The organism is Streptomyces sp. NPDC093149 (assembly GCF_044754145.1).
In the GTDB taxonomy this organism is placed as follows: domain Bacteria; phylum Actinomycetota; class Actinomycetes; order Streptomycetales; family Streptomycetaceae; genus Streptomyces.
The window spans coordinates 116,119-134,110 of the sequence record NZ_JBIVON010000004.1 but is presented as its reverse complement, the minus strand read 5'-3'; the positions used below and the strand labels follow the sequence as shown (position 1 = coordinate 134,110).

General features: G+C 69.1%; 19 protein-coding genes and 1 pseudogene. 12 read left to right on the top strand and 8 right to left on the bottom strand.

Annotated elements, in window-relative coordinates:
* Nucleotides 1–790 precede the first annotated feature (790 nt).
* The 4 genes from ACIQCZ_RS14210 to ACIQCZ_RS14195 form a co-directional block, all read right to left on the bottom strand.
* Complete coding sequence (locus tag ACIQCZ_RS14210; protein WP_351086487.1) at nucleotides 791–1,000, bottom strand: hypothetical protein; 210 nt, start codon at nucleotides 998–1,000, stop codon at nucleotides 791–793.
* A 217-nt stretch (nucleotides 1,001–1,217) separates the two neighbouring features.
* Entirely contained in the window at nucleotides 1,218–1,619 is a 402-nt protein-coding gene (locus tag ACIQCZ_RS14205) for a hypothetical protein (RefSeq protein WP_402282339.1), read from the bottom strand.
* A 195-nt stretch (nucleotides 1,620–1,814) separates the two neighbouring features.
* On the bottom strand, nucleotides 1,815–2,051 hold the full coding sequence (locus tag ACIQCZ_RS14200; protein ID WP_402282338.1) for a hypothetical protein: 237 nt from the start codon (nucleotides 2,049–2,051) through the stop codon (nucleotides 1,815–1,817).
* 48 nt (nucleotides 2,052–2,099) lie between these two features.
* A complete protein-coding gene (locus ACIQCZ_RS14195) occupies nucleotides 2,100–2,273 on the bottom strand; it encodes a hypothetical protein (RefSeq protein WP_402282336.1) in 174 nt (57 codons plus the stop codon).
* Between the two features lie 460 nt (nucleotides 2,274–2,733).
* Between ACIQCZ_RS14195 and ACIQCZ_RS14190 the strand changes: the two genes are divergently transcribed.
* The 5 genes from ACIQCZ_RS14190 (at nucleotide 2,734) to ACIQCZ_RS14170 (ending at nucleotide 6,496) form a co-directional block, all read left to right on the top strand.
* Nucleotides 2,734–3,174 (top strand): DUF6278 family protein, encoded by a 441-nt coding sequence (locus tag ACIQCZ_RS14190; RefSeq protein WP_402282335.1) that lies wholly within the window; start codon nucleotides 2,734–2,736, stop codon nucleotides 3,172–3,174.
* A 124-nt stretch (nucleotides 3,175–3,298) separates the two neighbouring features.
* Entirely contained in the window at nucleotides 3,299–4,042 is a 744-nt protein-coding gene (locus ACIQCZ_RS14185) for an amino acid ABC transporter ATP-binding protein (protein WP_402282920.1), read from the top strand.
* A gap of 12 nt (nucleotides 4,043–4,054) precedes the next feature.
* Nucleotides 4,055–4,966, top strand: coding sequence for a glutamate ABC transporter substrate-binding protein (locus ACIQCZ_RS14180; RefSeq protein WP_402282333.1), 912 nt, complete (start codon nucleotides 4,055–4,057; stop codon nucleotides 4,964–4,966).
* 16 nt (nucleotides 4,967–4,982) lie between these two features.
* Nucleotides 4,983–5,627: an amino acid ABC transporter permease gene (locus tag ACIQCZ_RS14175; protein WP_376216788.1), complete on the top strand. Its 645-nt coding sequence runs from the start codon at nucleotides 4,983–4,985 to the stop codon at nucleotides 5,625–5,627.
* On the top strand, nucleotides 5,624–6,496 hold the full coding sequence (locus tag ACIQCZ_RS14170) for an amino acid ABC transporter permease (protein ID WP_402282331.1): 873 nt from the start codon (nucleotides 5,624–5,626) through the stop codon (nucleotides 6,494–6,496). The genes ACIQCZ_RS14175 and ACIQCZ_RS14170 overlap by 4 nt, the downstream gene beginning before the upstream one ends.
* Before the next feature lie 348 nt (nucleotides 6,497–6,844).
* On the opposite strand, the gene ACIQCZ_RS14165 is transcribed toward ACIQCZ_RS14170, so the two are convergent.
* Nucleotides 6,845–8,059 (bottom strand): Ig-like domain-containing protein, encoded by a 1,215-nt coding sequence (locus ACIQCZ_RS14165; protein WP_402282918.1) that lies wholly within the window; start codon nucleotides 8,057–8,059, stop codon nucleotides 6,845–6,847.
* A gap of 224 nt (nucleotides 8,060–8,283) precedes the next feature.
* Here ACIQCZ_RS14165 and ACIQCZ_RS14160 point away from each other — a divergent pair, with 224 nt between their 5' ends.
* The 7 genes from ACIQCZ_RS14160 to ACIQCZ_RS14130 all read left to right on the top strand — a co-directional run bounded on the left by ACIQCZ_RS14160 (nucleotide 8,284) and on the right by ACIQCZ_RS14130 (nucleotide 15,360).
* Nucleotides 8,284–9,450: a lipid II:glycine glycyltransferase FemX gene (locus tag ACIQCZ_RS14160; protein WP_402282330.1), complete on the top strand. Its 1,167-nt coding sequence runs from the start codon at nucleotides 8,284–8,286 to the stop codon at nucleotides 9,448–9,450.
* Nucleotides 9,447–11,108: a murein biosynthesis integral membrane protein MurJ gene (murJ, locus tag ACIQCZ_RS14155; RefSeq protein ID WP_402282328.1), complete on the top strand. Its 1,662-nt coding sequence runs from the start codon at nucleotides 9,447–9,449 to the stop codon at nucleotides 11,106–11,108. The genes ACIQCZ_RS14160 and murJ overlap by 4 nt, the downstream gene beginning before the upstream one ends.
* A 65-nt stretch (nucleotides 11,109–11,173) precedes the next feature.
* Nucleotides 11,174–11,857 carry a response regulator gene (locus ACIQCZ_RS14150; protein WP_376216796.1) on the top strand — a complete coding sequence of 228 codons (684 nt, stop codon included), beginning with the start codon at nucleotides 11,174–11,176 and terminating at the stop codon, nucleotides 11,855–11,857.
* Nucleotides 11,854–13,287 carry an ATP-binding protein gene (locus ACIQCZ_RS14145; protein ID WP_402282327.1) on the top strand — a complete coding sequence of 478 codons (1,434 nt, stop codon included), beginning with the start codon at nucleotides 11,854–11,856 and terminating at the stop codon, nucleotides 13,285–13,287. Before ACIQCZ_RS14150 ends, ACIQCZ_RS14145 begins: the two co-directional genes overlap by 4 nt.
* Nucleotides 13,284–13,814 carry a hypothetical protein gene (locus ACIQCZ_RS14140; protein WP_402282326.1) on the top strand — a complete coding sequence of 177 codons (531 nt, stop codon included), beginning with the start codon at nucleotides 13,284–13,286 and terminating at the stop codon, nucleotides 13,812–13,814. Before ACIQCZ_RS14145 ends, ACIQCZ_RS14140 begins: the two co-directional genes overlap by 4 nt.
* A gap of 305 nt (nucleotides 13,815–14,119) precedes the next feature.
* Nucleotides 14,120–14,827 carry a hypothetical protein gene (locus tag ACIQCZ_RS14135; protein WP_402282325.1) on the top strand — a complete coding sequence of 236 codons (708 nt, stop codon included), beginning with the start codon at nucleotides 14,120–14,122 and terminating at the stop codon, nucleotides 14,825–14,827.
* A gap of 152 nt (nucleotides 14,828–14,979) precedes the next feature.
* Nucleotides 14,980–15,360: an antibiotic biosynthesis monooxygenase family protein gene (locus tag ACIQCZ_RS14130; protein ID WP_402282323.1), complete on the top strand. Its 381-nt coding sequence runs from the start codon at nucleotides 14,980–14,982 to the stop codon at nucleotides 15,358–15,360.
* Nucleotides 15,361–15,511: 151 nt separating this feature from the next.
* Here the strand turns inward: ACIQCZ_RS14130 and ACIQCZ_RS14125 are convergent, their stop codons facing one another.
* From ACIQCZ_RS14125 to ACIQCZ_RS14115, 3 genes and pseudogenes are all read right to left on the bottom strand, one after another.
* The gene (locus ACIQCZ_RS14125) at nucleotides 15,512–16,147 is read right to left on the bottom strand and encodes a hypothetical protein (RefSeq protein ID WP_402282322.1); all 636 of its coding nucleotides are present in this window, start codon (nucleotides 16,145–16,147) and stop codon (nucleotides 15,512–15,514) included.
* 219 nt (nucleotides 16,148–16,366) lie between these two features.
* Nucleotides 16,367–16,972, bottom strand: a complete 606-nt coding sequence (locus tag ACIQCZ_RS14120) for a cysteine hydrolase family protein (RefSeq protein ID WP_402282320.1) — start codon at nucleotides 16,970–16,972, stop codon at nucleotides 16,367–16,369.
* 406 nt (nucleotides 16,973–17,378) lie between these two features.
* Nucleotides 17,379–17,953: pseudogene (locus ACIQCZ_RS14115) on the bottom strand (DUF1062 domain-containing protein).
* Nucleotides 17,954–17,992 lie beyond the last annotated feature (39 nt).

Below are 17,992 nucleotides of genomic sequence, written 5' to 3'. Positions count from 1 at the left end.
CATGATGACGAGCGGCAACGCGGAAGAACGCCCATGGTCGTCATGGACGGAACCCGGCGACGCGGCAGGCGCCGGAGCCGGAGAATCCGCGCACGGATGCGTCACGTGCGCGTACGGGAAGACGCAGCCCACACTGCGGTGGTCGGGCGGCGGCAGCCGGGCGGGAACGACCTCGCGACCGGTACTCGACCGTGCGGGATCGGTTCGCCGACGACTTCGGCCACCGGCGGACCGGTGGCTAGTGTCTGTCGGACTCGGGGCTGGACATGATCGCGAAACTATCAGCTCGGATCTTCCGGCTCCACCTGTTTTCCGATGAAGCCCGCGGTGACGGCGACCTTGTGCCGGGCCCGGACCCGCCGCGTGGGCGGCTGCGAGGGGCGCGCGACCGTATGCCTCTCCGAGTGGTCGCGGACGGCGCGCACTGCTCGACAGGTGGAGCGGCGGCGGGAGTCCCCGATGGCCGGCCCGCCCGGCAGCCGCGCCTGAGGGGTGCAGTCTCCAGCCGTCGTCGAGCGATCCGGATGCTCTGATGTGCCGCCGTAGTGGCACCGCCACTCCTGCGTCGGACCACTCCCACAGCCTCCTCGGCCTCGGCGCTCTGGTGGCAACCTCGGTGTACAGGAGACTTGTTGGCTGACATTCCGCCGCGGCAGGTACAGCGGCACATCGACGACGGCGCCGCCGACACGGAGACGCTCCTCGACCTCGGAATCGTCGAGGAGCAGCCGGGACCGCGGTACGTCAGGCTGTTCCTCGTGCCTGACATTCCTCTTCGGCGGGGCTTTCGTCACGCCGCCTCGTACCGGTGCGCCCGCCTGCCGCGCCACTCGATCCAGTGCGGATCGTCGAGGAGATCCCAGGCGTCTTCGAGTCCGGCCCGTCTCAGGAACTCGACGAGGTCGCGGTCGTCGTGGGCGAGCCCGGCGATCTCCCCGTTGATCGTGACTCTCCGCCCGCCGGTGCGGGACAGGCCGTGGACGACTATCGGGGCGCTCATGTCTTCAGCGTGCACCCCTCGCCCGCTCACAGCACCCCGAGCTCCGTCACGGATTCCGTCCGCGAGCAGGGCGAGTGCCTTGTCCCGGTCGATGGCGCGGCGGTTCCGTGACATTCGGCGAAGCTTCGATGTCACGGAACACCGTCCCCTGTCACGCGGGCCTCGGCCCCGCTGCGTGCTCCGTCGGTGGGACCGCCTGGCCTGCTTGGGAGCAACGTCACTCAGGGCACAGCGTCCCCCGCAGTGCGGCATTCAACTGCTTGCCTTGTGCGTCCGTGAGCGGCCGGGCGTCGTTCCCGAATCGCTGCGCCGCAAGCCGATCCACCTTGTCGCCTCCGCCCGCGAGTGAGGAGCACTGGTTGCGGCCGGCGTCGATGGCCTTCTCCTCGTCCTCGACGATCCGCGGGTCCACGGCCCGAATCGCGCGAAGATATACCTCTCGGTCGGCACCGATCGGCGCGTCCGGGATGCCTGCGGCCTTCTCCGCAGTGCTGCCCCTGCCGGTGTCGGCTGAGGCGCTGCTGCCCGGTTCTGCCTTGTTCACATACCTCTGCTCAGTCGAACAGGCGGCAAGGGACAGCAGGGCGGCGGTGGCGATCAGGACAGCGGCGGGTCTCACGACGGCACTCCGAATGTAGGCGTGCAAGGTCTGACACGTGGGGCACGCGAATGGTTGCGCAGGCGCCGCACGGTGCCCGGGCCCGGTCGTCATACCGGCCCAGTACCGTGGACTCGTCCCGTTCGCGCCCATGGCCGGGCGCGGCTACGAGACCGCCCCTCACCCGGAACAGCGCCCGGGGGAGGGGGACGCGCGTCAGTCGTCGCCTTCCGGTTCCGGATGCAGCACGGCCTTCTTCACCGCCATCTCCAGCTCGAACCGGGACACCCCGGTCGCCTCGGCGTGCGCGGTCACCGCGGCCTGGAACTTCGCCGCCGCCTCACGCCACGGCTCCCACGCCTCCTTCGTGCAGGGCTCGGCGAGGGCCTTGCGCTGCTCTTCGGCGGCGGCACGTTCCAGAGTGATCAGTTCTTCAGGCACATCGATCGCCACGGCCGGATCGTAAACGGCAGCACTGCCGATCGAACGGAGCCGCGCAGGTCAGGCGGCTGTGACGACATCCGCCCGGACTGCGGCTTCCCACTCCACCAGCAGCCGCTGATACTCCGCCTCGCCCTTTGGTGACAGCGGGCCGGCAGCCCACAGTGCGCGGATGTCCGCGTTCACCGCGGCGGGCGAGCGCACAGGCGTGGCAGGCGAAGGCGTGATCGACATGGGAACAGGCTACGGGGATGCACTGACAATGAGCCTTTCCAGCCTCACGCCTCAGCGTGGGGTTGGAAAAGGCTCAATGGCCCCGACCGTGTCCGAGGCCGGGTGCCACGGGAAGCCCTCGGGGCGCCGCTCGCCCGGCTGGTTCGGTACGAAGCCGCACGGCCCGTACGGCACCGTCACCCCGGCGCCGCGGAGCGTCTCCACCGATCGGTCGAATCGGGTCGCAGTCCACACCCCCCGAGGTGCAGCGACCCGGGGCCGGTTTTGTGTCATGGTGGGCTGATGTTCGCACTTCGCCAAGTTGACGCGATGGGAGCCCGGTGGGAGTCGAGTGGGAGATGATCATGGTGAACGTGAGCGAACCGACGCTGACCGGGGCCGGCTGCTCGATCTCGCCTGTGTGTGATGCCGCCCAGGCCGGGCCCGTGTTCAGCGGCGACGCACCAAGGGGGAATCGATCATGAACATCCCTTTCTTGGACGACTGGCGTAAGCGTCACGAAGGTACGCGAGGGGCGGGGCTCGCCGCCGCCGTCGCGGCCGATCCGGAGGGCGTGGCCGAGCTTCTCGCCGAGTGCGAGCTGCTGCGTGTCCGGGCGGGACAGCGGGGGCTCGAACTCGACGACAGTCCGGCCTCGTTGGCGGCGCTCGACCAGCTGCCGCCGCGCTGGCGCGACGATCCCGAGGAACTGCCCTGGCTGGGCAACGACGCGGGGCTCTACCTCGGCACCGTCCTGGTGCGCAACGTCCCCGGTGCGGTCTGGAGCATCTGGCCGAGCGGGCAGCCTGTCGTGCGGCTCGCCTCGGGGCGGGAGATCGATGTGGTCGAGGCCGGGCTGGACTGGGCGATGGCAGGCAGCCCCGAACTCTCGCAGGTCTATTCGGAGTCGGCCGAGGGGTAGCGCTTTCATCAAAACCGGATAAGAAGCCTTATGCCCCATTTTTGCGTGTCGGAAGTGAAGTCCCCTTTTCGCGCTGGATAGTTTGCGCTGACCTCGACATAGCGACAAGTGGGTGGGGCAGCGTATGGCCGTCGATCCGTTGATCGAGCTGCGGGACGTCAACAAGTTCTACGGACAGTTGCACGTACTGCGCGACATCAATCTCACCGTCGGGCGCGGGGAGGTGGTGGTGGTCATCGGCCCCTCCGGATCCGGTAAATCGACGCTGTGCCGGACCATCAACCGGCTGGAGTCCATCGAGTCGGGCCGGATCGTGATCGACGGCAGACCGCTTCCGGAGGAGGGCAAGGGGCTGGCCCGGCTCCGTGCCGAAGTCGGTATGGTCTTCCAGTCGTTCAACCTGTTCGCGCACAAGACCGTGCTGGCCAATGTCTCGCTCGCCCAGCTCAAGGTCCGCAAGCGGAAGAAGGACGCGGCCGACCGGCGCTCCCGGGAGCTGCTGGAACGGGTCGGACTCGCCGCACACGCCGACAAGTTCCCCGCCCAGCTCTCCGGCGGCCAGCAGCAGCGCGTGGCCATCGCCCGCGCCCTCGCCATGGACCCCAAGGCACTGCTCTTCGACGAGCCCACCTCGGCACTCGACCCGGAGATGATCAACGAGGTGCTGGAGGTCATGCAGCAGCTCGCCCGGGACGGCATGACCATGGTCGTCGTCACCCACGAGATGGGCTTCGCCCGCTCCGCCGCCAACCGTGTGGTCTTCATGGCCGACGGCCGGATCGTCGAGGACCGCACTCCCGAGGCGTTCTTCACCGCTCCGGAGAGCGACCGCGCCAAGGACTTCCTGTCCAAGATCCTCAAGCACTGACGGGGGCTCCTGTTGCGTACGAGAAAGGTCCTGGCCGTCTGCGCCGGTCTCCTGCTGGCCGTGCTCGCCGCCGCCTGCGGCAAGGAGGGCAGCCCGCCGGTGAAGGGCCCGAAAGCCGATCAGTTGCCCGTGTACCAGGTCGACACGGGCTTCCGGCTGCCCGCATCACCGACCTGGACGAAGGCGAAGAAGCGGGGATACCTCCGGGTCGGGGCCAAGGAGGACCAGCCCTACCTCGGCGAGAAGGACCCGGCCACCGGCGTCTACTCAGGCTTCGACATCGAGATCGCCAAGATGATGGCGGCCTCGCTCGGCTTCGAGCCGAAGACGATCCGTTTCAGGACCATCGCCTCCGCCAACCGCGAGACGGCGCTGCAGAACGGTCAGATCGACTACTACGTCGGCACCTACACCATCAACGACATGCGCAAGAAACTCGTCGGCTTCGCGGGTCCCTACTTCATGGCCGGACAGTCGCTGCTCGTACGCACCGACGAGCACGACATCCACGGCCCGCAGGACCTGGCCGGCAGGACCGTCTGCTCGGCGGCCGGATCGACCCCGTACCAGCGCATCGCCGCCGACTACCCGAGGGCGATCCTGGTCGCCTACGACACGTACTCGATCTGCGTCGACAACCTGCTGACCTACCAGGTCGACGCCGTCACCACCGATGACGCGATCCTGCTGGGTTTCGCTGCCAAGGCGCCCAAGGAGCTGAAGGTGGTGGGCAAGCCCTTCTCCCAGGAGCCGTACGGCATCGGCGTCCCGCGCAGCGACAACGCGTTGCGGTTCGCCCTGGACGACGCCCTGGAGGCGAACCAGAAGAACGGCAACTGGAAGAAGGCGTTCGAGGCCACACTCGGTCTGTCCGGAGTGCCCGCGCCGACCCCGCCGCCCATCGACCGCTACCCGGCGACCTGAGAGGGCGGGGACCGACATGGACGTGCTCACGCAGAATTTCTCGCTCTACGGCAAGGGCTTCCTCGGCACGGTCGAGCTGACCGTCTACTCCTCGATCCTGGCCCTGCTCCTCGGCTTCCTCATGGCCTCCTGCCGGGTGGCTCCCGTGGGTTCGCTCCGGGTGCTCGGCACGGTCTGGGTGACGGTGCTGCGCAACACCCCGCTGACGCTGCTCTTCTTCGCCGTCCTGCTCGGACTGCCGCGCTTCGGACTGGTGCTTCCCTTCAAGGTCTTCGCCGTCCTGGCCCTCGGCTGCTACACCTCCGCGTTCATCTGCGAGGTGCTGCGCTCCGGCATCAACACCGTGCCGACGGGGCAGGGCGAGGCGGCCCGCAGCCTCGGCATGACGTTCGGCCAGACGCTGAACCACATCGTGCTGCCGCAGGCGTTCCGGTCGGTGATCCCACCGATCGGCTCGACACTGATCGCCCTCGCCAAGAACTCGGCGATCGCCGGGGCGTTCAGCGTCACCGAACTGCTCGGCACCTACAAGACCCTCAACGAGCTGGGGTACAGCATCATCTGGACCTTCGTCTGGATCGCCGTCGGCTACCTGATCATCACCCTGTCCATCAGTGCGCTCTTCCACATGATGGAGAAGCGCTGGGGAGTCGCCCGATGACCACCCGCACCCCGCCGTCCGCCACCGCGCTCTACGACATCCCGGGACCGGTCACGCGCAGACGCCACCGTGTCTACGGGATCGTCTCGACGGCACTGATCCTGGCGTTGGTGGGCTGGATCGTCCATCTGCTCTTCGGCACCGAACAGTTCACCACCGCCAAGTGGACCCCCTTCGAGTACAAGGGCATTCAGGAGCTGTTGCTGCGCGGACTGGGAAACACCCTCAAGGCGTTCGCGTACGCCGCGGTGCTCTCCCTCGTCCTCGGGGCGGTGCTCGCCGTCGGACGCCTGTCCGTCCACCGGGCCGTGCGCTGGATCTCGACGCTCCTGGTCGAGTTCTTCCGGGCGATGCCCGTACTGGTGATGATCTTCTTCATCTTCGTGGCGCTGAAGGTGCAGCCGCTGCCCGCGCTGGTCACCGGTCTGACGCTGTACAACGGCTCTGTGCTGGCCGAGGTGTTCCGTACCGGAATCAACTCGGTGGATCGGGGCCAGCGCGAGGCCGCGTACGCGCTGGGGCTGCGCAAGACGCAGGTCACCACTTACGTACTGGCCCCGCAGGCGGTGCGCGCCATGCTGCCCACGATCATCAGCCAGCTGGTGGTGGCACTCAAGGACACCTCGCTCGGCTATCTGATCACCTATGAGGAATTCCTCCACGCGGGCAAGCTCATCGCCTCCAATCTCGACTACGATCTTCCCTTCATCCCCGTGGTGATGGTGATCTCGCCGATCTACATCGGGATGTGCATGCTGCTCTCCTGGTTCGCGACCTGGGTGGCGAAGCAGGAGCGGCGCAATCCGAAGACGAAGGCCGTGGAGGTCGCACCGGCCGAACCAGGAACGCTGCTGCCGGGAGTGCAGTAGCCGGGATCCGCCGCGAAGCGGTCCCGAGGAGTGGTGCCCGCCCGGCAGCAGCCGGTGATCACTTCTCGCGCAGGACGACGGATCCGTGCGACGGGTCGTCCATGGGCGAGAAGAAGGTCAGCTGCGTGCCGGCCGGGCCGTGCTCGATGTACGGCGGCCGACGGCGTCGATCGACGTGGCGAATCGTTGACCGTCCGGGACGTCCTCGGTGCCGTTGCCTTCCCGCCCCCGCCCGAAGTGCGGAGGGGGAGGCAACGGCTCGGACGGTTCCCGCGGGGAAGAAGGACCCGGCAGACGTCCGCAGTGGTCCCCGGTTGCGGGGTCCGTGACGCGACGCGCCCGTGCGGCTCACTTCAGCGCACTCTTCGCCTGCCAGTCGGTCCAGCTCACATTCCACGCCCCGTATCCGTTGCCCTCCGCGACCGTGCCCTTGGCGTCGGCGCCGGTGATCTCGAACGGGTCGCCGACCCGCACCTGCCGGTACAGCGAAGCGGCGTTGGCGTCACTCATGCCGACACAGCCCGAACTGTGGTTGGCCACACCGAAGTAGGCGGCGTTCCACGGTGCCGCGTGGGCGTACATCCCAGACCAGGTCAGCCGCATCGACGAGTCGACCATCTTGTCGTAGGCATCGCCCAGGCCGACCGTCTCGGAGCGCATGTTGATCGTGCCCTCCTTGGCCATCAGCACGGCCGTGCCGCGCCAGGACGCCTTCTCGCCGCCCGGAGTGCCGGCCGACATGGGCACGTCCATGACGGTCTTTCCGTCCCTCTTCAGCGCCAGCCGGTGACGGTCGAGGTCGACCTTGACCACCTGGTCGGCGCCGATCGCGAAGGTGGTCCGGTAGTCGCGGACGAACCAGCCGCCGGACGGGCCCGAGTCGATGCCGTTGAGGTCGGCGTCGAGCGTCACCTTCGTACCGGGCTTCCAGTACTCCTTGGGCCGCCAGTCGACGCGGTCCTTGCCGGAGTAGTCCTGCAGCCAGCCCCAGGAGCCCTCGGTGTTGTTCGAGGTGGAGACCTTCAGGGCCTTCTCCACCGCGGCCCTGTCCTTCACCGGGTTGTCGAAGACGATCGACAGCGGCTGGGCGATGCCGACCGTGGTGTTCTTGCCGGGGGCCAGCGTCAGCTTGTTGACCTTCTCGGCCGCCGAGGTGGTGAAGCCGGCCTTGTCGCTGCCGCCCTCGGTGTCCTTCGCCTCGACGCTGTACGTGGTGCCGGGCGCGGCCGGCCGGTCCGATGTCCAGGTCCTGCCGTCGGCGGATATCCGGCCGGTGAGCGCGTCGCCCCCGGTCGCCTTCACCGTGACCGTCTTCAGCTTTCCGGCGCCCAGGGTCACCTTCACCGGCTCGCCGGGAGCGGCCCCGGTGCCCTTCAGGTTCACCGAGATTTTGGTGTCGTGCGCCGGTGCGACCCCGGTCGCCCCCTTGCCCGAGTCCGACGCGGAGGCGCCGGAACAGGCGGTGAGCGTGGCGCCGAGCACGGTGGTGCCGGCGATCAGGGTGAGCCGGACCGGGCGGACGAGCGGGGCGGTACGGCGTGTGCGCCGACGTGCGGAGAACAACGGAAACCTCCAAGGCATTGCTTCTCATTGGTGAAGAGGCGTTACCACCGACGATAGGTTCCACAAATCGGCCGAAAACCAGGAAATCCTCTGTGTGACATGGACCGCAGCACAACGGTCATCGTCCGGTCACATACGCCGCGCGGCTCCGTCACGGACCGCTGTGAGCATCCTGTGCAGCCCTGCGGAGCCGACAGCGGGGCGGACCAGGGAGGGCCACGAACATGTCAGCACTGCTCGCGACCGGGGACCGCAGCCGCGACCAGGAGCTACGGATACGCGGCCTGACCGCCGCCGAGCACCGGGCATTCGTCGCCACCCGCACGGAGGCGAGCTTTCTGCAGTATCCGTCCTGGGCCGGGGTGAAGGACCAGTGGACCTCGGAAACGGTCGGCTGGCACAGCGATCTCGGCGAACTGGCCGGGGCCGCGCTGGTGCTCTACCGGCAATTCCCGGGAACCCGCAAGTACTTCGCCTATCTGCCCGAGGGCCCGGTGGCCGACTGGGCCGATCCCGACATGGACCGCTGGCTGCGACCGCTCGTGGCCCATCTGCGCAAGGCGGGTGCCTTCGCCGTCCGGATCGGTCCCTCACCCGCGTACCGCCGTTGGGACACCGCCCGCCTCAAGGCGGCCACCGGCCCCGGCCGGAGGATCGGCGACGTGCTCGCCACCGAGGTGGACCCGCTCGGCACCGCCGTCGCCGAACGGCTCCGGGCCCGCGGCTGGCGCCGCTGCGGCGGCGACGGGGGAGAGGACGCCGACGCGCAGCCGCGCTACGTCTTCCGGGTCCCGCTCGCCGGGCGGACCCCCGACGAACTGTGGTCGGGACTCAACCAGGAATGGCGCCGCAACGTCCGCAGGGCCCAGAAGGCCGGGGTGCGGATCGTCATCGGCAGCGAGGCCGAACTCCCCGAATTCCACCGGCTGCTGAGGATCACCGAGGAGCGCGACGGCTTCCGGCTCGGCCGCTCCCTCGCGTACTACCAGCGGCAGTACGCCGTGCTCAACGCCGAGCGGCCCGGCCGGATGAGGCTCTACCTCGCCGTCCACCAGGGCGAGATCCTGGCCGCCCACACCATGATCAGCACCGGTCGGCGCGTCTGGTACCAGACCGGCGCCTCCGCCGACCACCGCCGCGAGGTCCGTCCCAGCAACGCGTTGCAGTGGAAGATGATGCTCGACGCCCATGAGCTCGGTGCCGATGTGCATGACATGCGCGGGGTACCCTCCACCCTTGACCCCGACGACCGCCCCTTCGGGCTGCTCCGTTGGAAGCTCGGCACCGGAGGCCAGGTCGTCGAGACCCTCGGAGAGTGGGAGACATCGGTGGGCGGAGCCGCCAACAACACCTTGTACCGTGCGTTCCAGGCATACCTGGCGCGCCGATGACGGCCACCGAGGCGGCCTCGAAGACCGCGGAACGCACATCCGGCTCGGTGCTGCGCAGCGGCGCCGTCATGGCGTCCGGCTCCGTCGTCTCCCGGGCGACCGGCTTCGTACGCTCGGCGGTCGTCGTCGCCGCGCTCGGCACCGGACTCCAGGCCGACGGCTACACCGTCGCCAACACCGTGCCCAACATCCTCTACACGCTGCTCATCGGCGGCGCGCTCAACGCCGTCTTCGTCCCGGAGCTGGTCCGGGCCGCCAGGAACCATGCCGACGGCGGAGCCGCGTACACCGACCGGCTGCTCACCCTCTGCACCATCGGGCTCCTCGCCCTCACCGCGCTGACGGTCGTCGGCGCACCGTGGATCGTCTCGGTCTACGCCCCCGACTACCACGGCGAACAGGCCGATCTCACCATCGCCCTGGCCCGCTACTGCCTGCCGCAGATCCTTTTCTACGGACTGTTCACCCTGCTCGGCCAAGTACTCAACGCCCGCGACCGGTTCGGCGCGATGATGTGGACCCCGGTCCTCAACAACCTGGTGATCATCGCCGTGTTCGGGATCTATCTCGGCGTGGCGACGGGCTCCGACGGTACGTTGACCTCGGCGCAGGCCGGGTGGCTCGGCTGGGGAACCACCGCCGGGATCGCGGTGCAGACGCTCGCCCTGGTGCCCGCGCTGCGGGCCGCGAAGTTCCGCTGGCGACCGCGGTTCGACTGGCGCGGCAGCGGTCTCACCCGACCGCTGCGCGCGGCAGGCTGGCTCGTCATGCTCGTGCTGACCAACCAGATCGCCTACTGGGTGGTCACCCGGCTCTCCACCGCCACCGGCCAGCATGCCGCCGAACAGCACGTGTCGGGCGGCGTCGGCTACACCGCGTACAGCTACGCCTATCAGCTCTGGGTGGTGCCGCACGGCATCGTGACCGTCTCCCTCGTCACGGCGCTGATGCCCCGGATGAGCCGGTCGGCTGCCGACGGCGACCTGACGGGTCTGCGGCGCGACGTCTCGTACGCGTTGCGCACCTCGGCCGCGGTCGTGGTGCCCGCCGTGGCCGTGCTGTGCGCGCTGGCGCCGTGGGTGATGGGGGCCGTGTACGGATACGGGCGCACCGACGCCGCGGACATCACGGCCATGGCGGGGATGATGACGGCGTTCGCGCCGGGGCTGATCGCCTACTCCGGGCAGTACGTGCTCTCCCGCGCGTTCTACGCGATGAGCGACACCCGCACGCCGTTCCTCCTCAATCTGGTCATCGCGGCGCTCAACGCCGGACTCTGTGTCGTCGCGTATCTGCTGCTGCCGGTCCGCTGGGCCGTGACCGGCATGGCCGGGGCGTACTCGGTGGCACTGTTCGCCGGCTTCGGCGTCACCGCGTACGTGCTGCACCGCAGGGTCTGCGCCGGCGCGGCCGCCCGGCCCTCGCTGCTGCGCTCGGCCGGCCTGTGGGCGCAGCTGCGACTGGTGGTGGCGAGTGTGCCCGCCGGGCTGCTGGGATATCTGGCCGCTCGCGCCTGCGAGGGATTCGGTGACTTCGCGGCGGTGGGTGCGGGGACCGCCGTACTGCTGCTCACGGTCGCGCTGCTGGCCCGGCCGCTCCGGCTGCGGGAGATCAGCGCCCTGATCGCGGCGGGCCGCGGGCGGCTGCGGCGGGCCTGATCCGCCGGGCGCACGGCCCGCTCATCGGTTCGAATTCACTCCTTGATCGCTGGGATACTGCTGCCATGCCTCGCGTGTTGCTGATCGAAGACGACCCCTCCGTACGGGAAGGGGTCGAGCTGGGGCTGCGGCGGCGCGGCCATGAACTGCGGGCCGTCGAGACCGGTGAGGCGGGGCTGGCCGCGCTGGGAGAGTTCCGGCCCGATCTGGTGCTCCTCGACCTGATGCTCCCCGGAATGAACGGGGTCCAGGTCTGCCGACGGGTCCGGGAGACCAGTCAGCTGCCGATCATCATGCTCACGGCGCGCGGCGACGACTTCGACGTGGTCGTCGGTCTGGAGGCCGGGGCCGACGACTACATCGTCAAACCCGCCCGCACCGAGGTGATCGAGGCCAGGATCCGTGCCGTACTGCGCAGGCTCGCCGAGCCCGCGGGACGCAGCGGCCTCGAACACCACGGCGAACTCGTCGTCGACCGCACCGGGCTCTCGGTCGCCAAGGCGGGGGAGCGGCTCCTCCTGGCGCCCTCGGAACTGAAGCTGCTGCTCCACCTCTCGGCCTCGCCCGAGCAGGTGTTCAGCAGGCAGCAACTCCTCGAATGCGTCTGGGAGCACAGCTACCACGGAGACGCCCGACTGGTCGACGCCTGCGTGCGGCGGCTGAGACAGAAGATCGAGGACGTGGCGGGCAGCCCGCGCTACATCCAGACCGTCCGCGGCTTCGGCTACCGCTTCGGGCCGCTCGCATGAAGCTCTTCGCCGCCCGGTTCGGACTGCGGACCCGCCTCATAGCCGCCTTCCTCCTGGTCGCGGCGATCAGTGCCGTCACCACCGCGACCCTGACCTACCGCGAGGCCCGCTCCGCCATCCTCCAACAGGCCCAGGACACGGCCGTCGACCAGTTCCGCGACCGGATCGCCGCGCTGGCCGTGACCCTGCCCGTGGACGAGGAACAACTGCGGCGAAACTGCCAGCATCTCGCCAGGGAGGGCAAGCCGCAGACCCGCGTCTTCGCCGAGTACGGGAAGATCCGGGTCTCCTCGTCGGACCGGCCCACCTCCAACGTGATCACCCCCGCACTGCGCGACGCCGTCCGCGGCAACGCGAGCGGCTCCTTCCAACGGGTCGTCAAGGACGGCAGGCCCTGGCTGACCGTCGGGATGCCCGCTCTGTTCGACCGGGGCGACGGACGCCAGCCCACCGGGCTCTTCCTCTACGCCGTGATACCGCTGACCACCGAGGAGGCCAATGTCAAGGCCATGGTCACCGCGGCCCGCGACGGCGCCCTGCCCGCACTTCTGATCGCGCTGGTGCCCGCCCTGCTCGCCGCCCGCAGCGTGCTGCGCCCGGTACGCGATCTGCGGCGGGCGGCGGCGGGCATCGGCCGGGGCGAGCTCGACACCCGTATCGAGGTCCGGGGCTCCGACGAACTGGCCGAACTCGCCTGGACGTTCAACGAGTCCTCGACAAAGCTCCAGGAGTCGGTGGAGGAGCTGCGGCGGGCGGAGGCGCGGGCCAGACGCTTCGCCTCGGACGTCTCGCACGAACTGCGCACCCCGCTCGCCGGTATGCTCGCCGTCACCGAGGTGCTCGACGAGGACGCCGCCCAGCTGAACTCCGACACCGCGGCGGCCGTCCGGCTGATCAGCGCCGAGACGGGGAAGCTCGCCACCCTCGTCGAGGATCTGATGGAGATCTCCCGCTTCGACGCGAAGGCGGCGGATCTGCATCTCGACGAGGTCGATGTCGCCGAGACGATCCGCAAGACCCTGCAGAGCAGGCACTGGGAGAACAGGGTGGACACCGAACTTCCCGACGGAGTGAGGGCGCTGCTCGACCCGCGTCGATTCGACGTCGTCGTCGCCAACCTCGTGGGAAATGCCCTCCGGCACGGTGCGCGGCCCGTCACCGTACGGCTGCGGACCGAATCGCGGGGCGCGACCACCTGGCTGGTGACCGAAGTCGCGGACAACGGACCGGGTATCGACCCGGCAGTGCTCCCGCACATCTTCGACCGGTTCTACAAGGCCGACGCGGCCCGCACCCGTTCGGCGGGCAGCGGGCTCGGTCTGGCGATCACTCAGGAGAACGTGCGGCTGCACGGCGGTACCGTGCACGCGGCCAACGAGCCCGGAGGCGGCGCGGTCCTCACCGTGGAACTGCCGCTGGAGGGGCAGTGAGAGGCGCACGAGCCCTCCGCCTCCTGCTGCCCTTCGTGCTGACGGTGGCCGGATGCGGGATACAGGCGACGGATGTCGTCGAGGTCGGCGACCCGGCGACGGTGGACGTGGCGCCGGGCGGCCCGGCGGGCACGCTCCTCTACTTCGTGTCCTCGTCCTCCGCGAGCCGGCTGATGCCGGTGGTGCGGCAGGTCGACCTGACGACGGCAGGCGACGCCGGCACCGGGGGCACGATGCGCGTGTGGCGCGGATCCGACAAGGCCTTGGCCATGCTCTTCGACGGCCCCACCAAGGCCGAGGCCGACGCCGGGCTGCGCACCGAACTGCCGTACATCCGGACACTGGGTCTGACTCTGGGGCCGGACGGGGTGACGGTCCGGCTGAGCACAGCCGTCACGGAACTCTCCGAGATCGCCCGGCAGCAGCTGATCTGCACGGCCGCCCAGGCCCGTACCGCGGACCGGGGTGCGGCGGTGAAGGTGATCGGCACCGACGGTGTCGTCGGGCCGGCCCACTGCTCCGTCTGACGCCCGCCCGGTCCATGGGGCCGGTATCGGCCCGTCGCCCGGAGCGAATTGCGCGGCGCCGGGACGGGAGCCTGCGCGGCCGGCGTCGCAACGGCGACGATCTCCACCACATCGGGCCCGTACGCCAGGGAGTTGACGGACCGTTGGCCCGGTCCGGCAGTCCGCGCAAGGCGCGGTGGGTCGTCAGCCGCAGCAAGTCACCGATGGTTGCCACGACCGGGTGCGTGGTGAATGATCTCGGAGGCGGAGGCCGCGTCCCTCCAGGGGCATCGGGGCATCGGGGCAAGGGGGCAGCAATCCTTTCGGTGATCGTCAATGTGCTGATCGGCCTGGCGACCAGTCTCATCGGTGGTGCGTGTGTATGGCTCTGGGAACGCGGCAAGCGGTCCCGCGTGGTACGGCGCAAGGCGGACTTCTTCGGTGTGGTGCCGGGGGAGACCTGCGTGATCGTCATCGGCAACAAGTACAACCTGCCGGACGCGACGAACCGCAAGGACGTCCGCGCCATCATCGAGGTGGCGACACTGGCCAGCCAGCTCGGCAGTGATGTCGTCACCGAATCCAGCAACGACTTCCGCGGCAGCAACGACGTCCGGACGGAGTTCTGCATCGGTGGCCCGCTCGGTGACGCCAACATCCGTACGGGTGGCCACCTGGCCGCGCATCTGCCGGGCGTCACCATCCTTCCGTACAGCGAGGGGCCTGAGTCGGGGGCCTTCGTCGTCGGCGGTCACCGGTATCTGTTCGAGAAGGGCAGCCTGGAATTCACGCTGGTGGCCAAATTCACGCCGCCGGAGGCCACCCGCCCGGTCTTCCTCATCTGCGGACACAGTTCTTTGGGGAACCAGGCAGCCATCCATTACCTCAAGCGGCACCACCGTGACGTGGCCCGCTCCCTCGAATCGCTGGACCGTTTCTGCATCCTGATCAAAGTGCCGGCCATCAGAACGTACGGTTTCCAGGCCGCCGCCCTGGAGCGTGACATCACAAGGGAGGCATTCACTCGGGGCTGACGTCATCTGGCCTCGTTGCCGTCGCCGGGAGTTGGAGGAGAGCTCGGACGGCTTCGGTCAAGAGCCCGCTCGCCGGCGTGCACCGGGCCGTCATGTATCCCGTTCGGGAAAGGCGCTGGATCGTCGGGCGCGTCCCGCCTTACGGTGGCGCCATGAGTGATCAACCCGAAGCGCCTGTCGCGCCCGTCGAGGCCTATGAACCCCCCTACTACGTGGCTGTCTTCACCGCGGTGCGAACCCAGGACCAGAGCGGCTACGGCGAGACCAACGCACGTATGGAAGACCTGGTGAAGGACGTCCCCGGGTTCCTGGGGATGGACCACGCGCAGACTCCTGGCGGGCTGGGCATCACCGTCGGGTACTTCCGCGACGCCGACGCCCTCACAAAGTGGCGGAGCGACGCCGAGCACCGCGCGGCGCAACAGCGCGGGCGAGCCGAGTGGTACCAGAGCTACACGCTGCATGTGGCGAAAGTGGAGCGGAGCCACGGGTTCACGCGAGCGCAGGTCCCCCAGGGCCCGACAGCAGTCTGACCGACCGAAGCCACCTCGGCGACCGTCCCGCCACGAGCTCGTATCGAACGGGGCGGCGCAGCACCATCCGGGCCCTCCACCGGCCGCCGCCCACAGATCGTGACGAACCCTCAGTGAGCCGATCCGGCTTCGGCGGTGTGGTAGCACCTGGTCATTGGCGTGACAGGACCACGGCCTCCCCGCCGAAGCCCACTGCCAACCTGCCGGTCCATGCCGAGGTCGTCCAGACCGGACTCGGGAACGCGAGGTCCGGACCGAGCTGCCGCCTGTCGGCCAAGTCCCACGCCCACGCCACATGGGCCTTGGTGCTGTTCAACCCGCAAGCAACGACGGCGGGGCGCCCGTCCAGCAGCGTCGTGTTCACCGATCGCTCCCTGACGATGATGTCTTCGGCCAGGGGCTCACCGATCGGTCGTGCGGTCATCGGGTCCCACAGGCGCAGGGTTCCGTCCTCACCGTCCGCGACCACGACAAGGTTGCCGTCGACCTCGATGACGTCGGCCGCAGACGCACCATGGGGGATTGATTCACCGATCTGCCGGCGTGTGCTCAGGTCCCAGAGGCGCACCGTGCCGTAGTCGTTGCCGAACTCCGCGGTGATGGTCGTGGCGACGGGGCGGCCGTGAACCACCGTGGTGGCGACGGCGAGCGTGAAACCGTCCTCGATGAGCGTCGCGCCGTGATCGGGCTGCCCGCTCGCCCGGTCCCGCATCCACGTCGTCAGGTCCCACATCCGCGTGGTGGTGCCGTCCGCCCCGCCGGACAGCACGCAAGGACGTCCGTTCACCTCAGCGACGCCCAGAGCGGATCAGGCCGTTACGTGATCACGGCCAACGCTACTGAACGGGTGTCGCGCGGACAGCGCGGTTCCAAGTGGCGGTACTCGTACCGGTGTTGTCGCGGATCACGCGGGCGAAGGCATGGACATGGTGTCAGAGCGTGTCCAGCTTCAAACACTGCCCCGCACAGCCGATGGAGCAGTGCTGTCGGACGTACTCCAGGAGGTTCAGGTCGCCGCGGACCTGCCGTCGGCTGTCCTCTCACCAGTGTGCGGACGGGGGGTGGTCGCTTTGAGCCAGTCGTCGACGGTGACGACGTCCGCCCACTGCGGGAACAGCTTCTCGGTGAGGAACCGGTGAATCTCGGCGTCCGTGTCCAGGCAGGCGTCGGCGAGGACGGTGAGGTCGAAGTCGAGGTCGTTGGCCTGGCACAGGGTGTGCAGCACCACGGCGCTGGTGGCGATGCCGGTGAGGACGAGGCTGTCGATGCCGTGCGCTCTGAGCACCACGTCGAGGTCACTGCCCGAGAACGCGCTCGCCCGTCTCTTGGTGACCACCACCTCGCCCGGCCGGGGCGCGACATCGGGGTGGATCTCGGTGCCGGGGTCGCCCTCGACATGGAGCCCGGCGCGCGCGACGGCGGTGAGTGCCCTGTTGCGCGGGCCGACTTCCGGAAATCCCGGGCGCAGTGCGATGACCACGTAGATGACGGGGATGTCTGCCGCCCGCGCACCGTCGATCGCCCTGCGCAGGCGCGGCAGGTATCCGGAGCCGTCGTCGGCGATGTCCACGATGGCTCGCTGGACGTCCATCACGAGAAGGGCGCTGCTCATACGGTCTCCAGGAATGACGTCGGTTCGGCGCTCGAGCGGGCCGGGTTCTCCAAGCTGGAGGAGGGCGCGGCCGTCGACACCGTGGCAGTGTGCCCGCCGGGGACGAGTTTCGCCAAGCGGCCCGCGAAGGCGAGGTGGTCCGGTGCGTCCGGGCCACGGCCGCCGAACCGCCGGTCTCGTCTCGCCCTCGACGGCGTCGACGAGTTGGGGCAGCACCATGGTGTCGAGGCGGTGCACGTCGTGAAGCCACCACGGAACACCGAACAGCACACAGCCTCATCGTCCCGGCTCAAGAGGCGCTTTCGCGTTACCGCTGAGGACCCGGACGGTGCCGCAAGTGACAGGCGAAGGCCGGGGCCTGTCCGGCGGATCGGACAGTGCCGGACAGGCCCCGGGCCGGAAGGGCTCAGCGCTCGAGCATGAAGGGGAAGCCGCCGGAGAGCTTGCCGCTCGGGCGCACGGCGGATATGGGCTTCCCCTCGGCGAGGGGTCTTTGGACCTCGGCTCGCGAAAAGCCGAAGCCGTCGGCGATCACGCGCACCGGCCGCACAGGTATCCGCGCCGCACGGCCCGAGGCCTGGCCACTATCGGCACGGGCTCCCACCGGCCGCGGTGCGCCCGGTGCGGCGGTGGACCGTACGGCGACTGCCAGGCAGGCCGTTCGGTTCGACCCGAGCCGCCGACGTCGCGGCGCCGTACGACCGGGTCCTGGAACAGTTCGGCCACCAGGCCGGGGTCATTGCCGTGCAGCAGGTCCAGGAGCTCGGGTTGCACGGAACGGACGTTCATCCGTTCCGGGGCAGTGGGCTCGGTGGCGTCCCCGCATTCGGTGCGCAGCGCGAGGAGCCACGCGTCGAGGAGCTTGTGGTTCGCGTCGACGCGGAATGTGCCGTGCGTCCGGCAGCGCTCGGAGGCGCACCTGTGGCAACGGCAAAGAACGATGGGCAGGCAGGTGGGCGCGAACACCCAGGTATTGGACACAGAAATACACCGGTTCCAGTGAGAAGACCGCAGCGAAAA